Origin of the sequence: Hyphomonas sp., from assembly GCF_040882205.1 — a bacterium.
In the GTDB taxonomy this organism is placed as follows: Bacteria; Pseudomonadota; Alphaproteobacteria; order Caulobacterales; family Hyphomonadaceae; genus Hyphomonas.
This window is the reverse complement of the sequence record NZ_JBBEBT010000194.1, coordinates 1-3,651: the sequence shown is the minus strand read 5'-3', so window position 1 is coordinate 3,651 and position 3,651 is coordinate 1. Positions and strand designations below refer to the sequence as shown.

The window sequence follows — 3,651 nt, the reverse complement described above, 5'->3', positions numbered from 1 at the left end:
ACGCGCACAAACCAGGCATCGCCTTCTGCCGCGTCGTTCACTTTCTCCGGCTCCTCCGACAGTGCACTGTTCACCTCAAGCACCGAGCCCGACACCGGCGCATAAACGTCCGACGCGGCCTTGACGCTCTCGACGACTGCAAAATCGTCCCCGCGCGCAAACTTCGCGCCCCTCTCCGGTAGCTCGACATAAACCACATCGCCAAGCTGGCCAGCGGCATACGACGTGATACCGACCGTGCCGGTATCGCCGTCAATGCGGATCCATTCATGGTCCTTGGTGTAATAGGTGGTCATCAGGTTTCTCCTCGAACGGACTAACGTTTGTAACGGGCTGGAATGAAGGGAAGGCTGGCAATTTCGGCGGGGCGGGCCTTGCCGCGCACCATCAGGTCGACCTTCGTGCCTGGCGCGGCATGGGCAGCGTTCACATAGCCCATCGTCACCGGCGCATCGATGCTCGGCCCGAATCCTCCGGAGGTGACCACGCCCACGGCTTTGCCGCCCACATAAATTTCAGCGCCCTCGCGCGCCGGTGCCCGCTCCAGCGGACGGATGCCCACCCGCTTGCGCGCAGGTCCCTCGTTCAGCTCACGGAGGATACGCGCCGCGCCCGGAAAATCACCCGCCCCGCGCCGCCGCTTCTGGATCACCCAGGCGAGGTCCGCTTCGACCGGTGAAATCTCCGGCGTCAGGTCATGCCCATAGAGGCACAGCCCCGCTTCCAGCCGCAGCGAGTCCCGCGCGCCCAGTCCGATCGGGCGCACGCAAGGGTCATCCAGCAGCAGGCGTACAAGTTCACTGCCCGCTGGCGCGCTGCTCCAGACTTCAAATCCGTCCTCGCCCGTATACCCGCAGCGCGATACGACGAAGGTCTCGCCATCGTGCACCAGCCGCCGGCTCTCCATGAACCGCAGCCCCGCGCAACCCGGAAAATAGGCCGACAGCACCTTCTCCGCCTTCGGCCCCTGCAACGCAAACAGCACGCCGTCATCGGCGCGCGTCAGCACGGCCTTGCCCGCCAGCGCGCTTTTGAAAATGCCCCAGTCCTGATCCTTCATCGCGCCATTGACAACGATGTAGAGCTCGCCCTGGCGATCGCCCTCATACGGACGGGTAATGATCAGGTCGTCGAGAATTCCGCCCTCGGCGTTCAGCAGCACGGTGAGGCGCGCCTGCCCCGGCTTCAGCCCCCTGATATCCGACGGCACCAGCGTCTCGATCAGCGCCGAAATCTCCTCATGCGCCGCCGGATCGGCGCGCGTGCCGGAAGCGAGCGTCAGGAAACATGGCCCCATATGGCTCACATCGAACAGTCCGGCCTCATTGCGCGTCCAGAGATGCTCCTGCTTCACGCCGTCCGGAAACTGTACCGGCATTTCATAACCCGCGAACGGGACAAGCTTTGCGCCATATTCCGCATGCAGCGTATAGAGCGCGGTGCGCCGCAGGGTGTCAGTCGTCGTGTCAGTCGTCGTGTCAGCCATGGCGCCATCCCGAAAAGCAGACGACTGCAGCGCAAGCCGCACGTTCGTCGCCCCCGCTGTCCTTGGCGCCTGAGAGATTCCGCCCGCGAGTGAACGGGCTTGCTCCTTCGGCGAGGCCTGTTTCAGCCTCTTTCCAGCGTGTTGATTCTCTTCCGGCCCTTTTGCCTGAGCGATTCCGGGGCGGTTGCGCCTTCGGCGGCGGCTACCGAATGCCGCTCTCTCCCGGAAGAGAATTCATTGCTGCCAGCTATCGCGGATTCCCGGGCGCCGCAAGGCCCGAACCCTGTCAGCCCGGCTTGCCCGCCGCCGCTGCATAGGAAGCGGGCATTGCCATCGCGGCGCGCCAGGGAAACGGGCCATAGCTGATCCGTCGCACCCCTGGCGCCGCCAGCGCGCCGGATTCCGCCGCCTCCGGCCCCGCCATCACGTTCACCGGCAACCGGCTCGCCGCGCACACTTCGCGGTTCAGGCCGCTATCCCGCAGGCCCGGCACCAGGAAACTGCTCGCCCCCGCCTCGGCGCAGGCCGCGCCGCGCGCGCTGACGCCGGTGATATGTGCGCCATGCGTCGCTGGTTTTGCGCGCAGGCAGATGTCGGTGCGCGCATTGATCCAGAAACCCGCCAGCACGCCGTCTGACACGACCCGCGCCGCGCGGAGGCGTGCCACCGCTTGGGCAAGCGGACGCAGCCCCTCGCCATCACCCGCCCGATAGCCATCCTCGAGGGTTCATGCCCACGGCGCCGGCGGCAATGAGCCGCCGCACATTCTCCGCCACGCCTTCGGGCGTGGCCGAGTAGCCCGCTTCAAAATCGACCGACACCGGCAGGTCCACGGCCTCAACGATCTGCGCCGCATGTGCCAGCACCGCCTCCAGCGGCACTGTCTCGCCGTCCCCGAAGCCCAAGGCCCCGCCGGCCGAGGCGCTGCCGGTCGCGAGGGCAGCGGCGCCCGGCGCAGCGACGGTCCGGGCCGAGCCGGGGTCCCGGATATTGACCAGCACCAGCGGCGCCGCGCCCCCCGTGCAACGTGCTGAACTGCTTCAGTTTTTCTGCCTGCGTGGTCATGACGTGCTCCGTTTGTGAGCCTCTTGATCCTACATCTGCGGTCCCTACGCGACCCACTTCTTGCGCGTCACGTGCCCGCCGGCTTGCTGGCGCCGAACCAGCTCTGCACTATGCCCCAGGCGCTGCGCGAACCCGCCAGGGCCCGTTCGGTCGCCCGTGAGGCATGCGTCGTCAGCCCGGCCACACGCTTCAGGAGATCGCCGATTACCGAGCCTGATTCCTTCTTCACTTCCTTCAACGCCTCCGCCGAGATCGCCGCCGCCTGCCCCGCCGACCAGCCCTTGAAGCTCCGGCAACGGCGCTTCGCGAGATACCCGAGCTTCAGCGTCATCATCGCATTGATGCCGCCGTCCATCACCGGCCCGGCGATCAGCCCGCCCATCCGGCCGAGCAGTCCCCCGATCACCTCGCCGGTCATCTCGCTCACATCCTCCAGCGCCCGCGCCGCCACCACGATGGCCGCCACATCGCGCAGGATGCGAAGGCTGCCCATCAGGTGCGGCCGGCCGAAATAGATCCGCGAGATGCGCGCCACGAGATTGGCGTTGCGCCACAGCACGATGAAGGCATCCAGCGTGCCGTTCATCGAAATCGCGGTCGCAACGCCCACGCCCACCGCTTCTGAATGGATGATCGCCTCTGCCTTCTTGTCGAGCGGGGCCAGCAGCGCCTCGATCTGCGTGCGCTCGAACACTTCCAGCGCCAGCGACAGCTTCAACGCCTCATCCGGCGCCGCCTTCGCCGCCCGCGCCAGCAGCGCCCGCGCCTCCAGAAGGCTCGTCGCAATCGCGGGGCGCTCGCCCGCCGTCAGCGGGTTCGCCTGAAGCATCTGCAAATAGCGGATGTCATATCTGATGCGCGCGGCCAGCGCCTCGGGCTGCGGCGCCTTCGCATCGATCAGGAGGGACGGAGGCCTCGCCGCCACCGGCATCGACAGGAACGCCGCGAGCGGCCGCCCGACAAGCAGGGCGAGCAAGCCCGCCAGAACAAGAATGTAAGCGTAGCCCAGTACCGGATGCACATCATCGAACAGCCGGTAAAAGAGAAAGCCCTGCCCGATCACGATCAGGAAGGTGACCACGATCAGTGCCGACACTGAC

At 66.6% G+C, this 3,651-nt stretch carries 5 protein-coding genes and 1 riboswitch; all 5 genes read right to left on the bottom strand.

Features of this window, described 5'->3' with window-relative positions:
- A partial coding sequence (gene gcvH / locus WEA77_RS08065; RefSeq protein ID WP_368067354.1) for a glycine cleavage system protein GcvH occupies positions 1 to 296 on the bottom strand: 296 nt, incomplete at its 3' end.
- 20 nt (positions 297 to 316) lie between these two features.
- Entirely contained in the window at positions 317 to 1,486 is a 1,170-nt protein-coding gene (gene gcvT / locus WEA77_RS08060; RefSeq protein ID WP_368067353.1) for a glycine cleavage system aminomethyltransferase GcvT, read from the bottom strand.
- Positions 1,487 to 1,629: 143 nt separating this feature from the next.
- Positions 1,630 to 1,721: riboswitch (glycine riboswitch) on the bottom strand.
- Between the two features lie 51 nt (positions 1,722 to 1,772).
- Entirely contained in the window at positions 1,773 to 2,153 is a 381-nt protein-coding gene (locus WEA77_RS08055; RefSeq protein ID WP_368067352.1) for an isocitrate lyase/phosphoenolpyruvate mutase family protein, read from the bottom strand.
- A gap of 31 nt (positions 2,154 to 2,184) precedes the next feature.
- The gene (locus WEA77_RS08050; protein WP_368067351.1) at positions 2,185 to 2,487 is read right to left on the bottom strand and encodes an isocitrate lyase/phosphoenolpyruvate mutase family protein; all 303 of its coding nucleotides are present in this window, start codon (positions 2,485 to 2,487) and stop codon (positions 2,185 to 2,187) included.
- Positions 2,488 to 2,618: 131 nt separating this feature from the next.
- Positions 2,619 to 3,651 (bottom strand): DUF697 domain-containing protein (locus WEA77_RS08045; protein ID WP_368067350.1); only part of this gene is annotated, 1,033 nt, incomplete at its 5' end.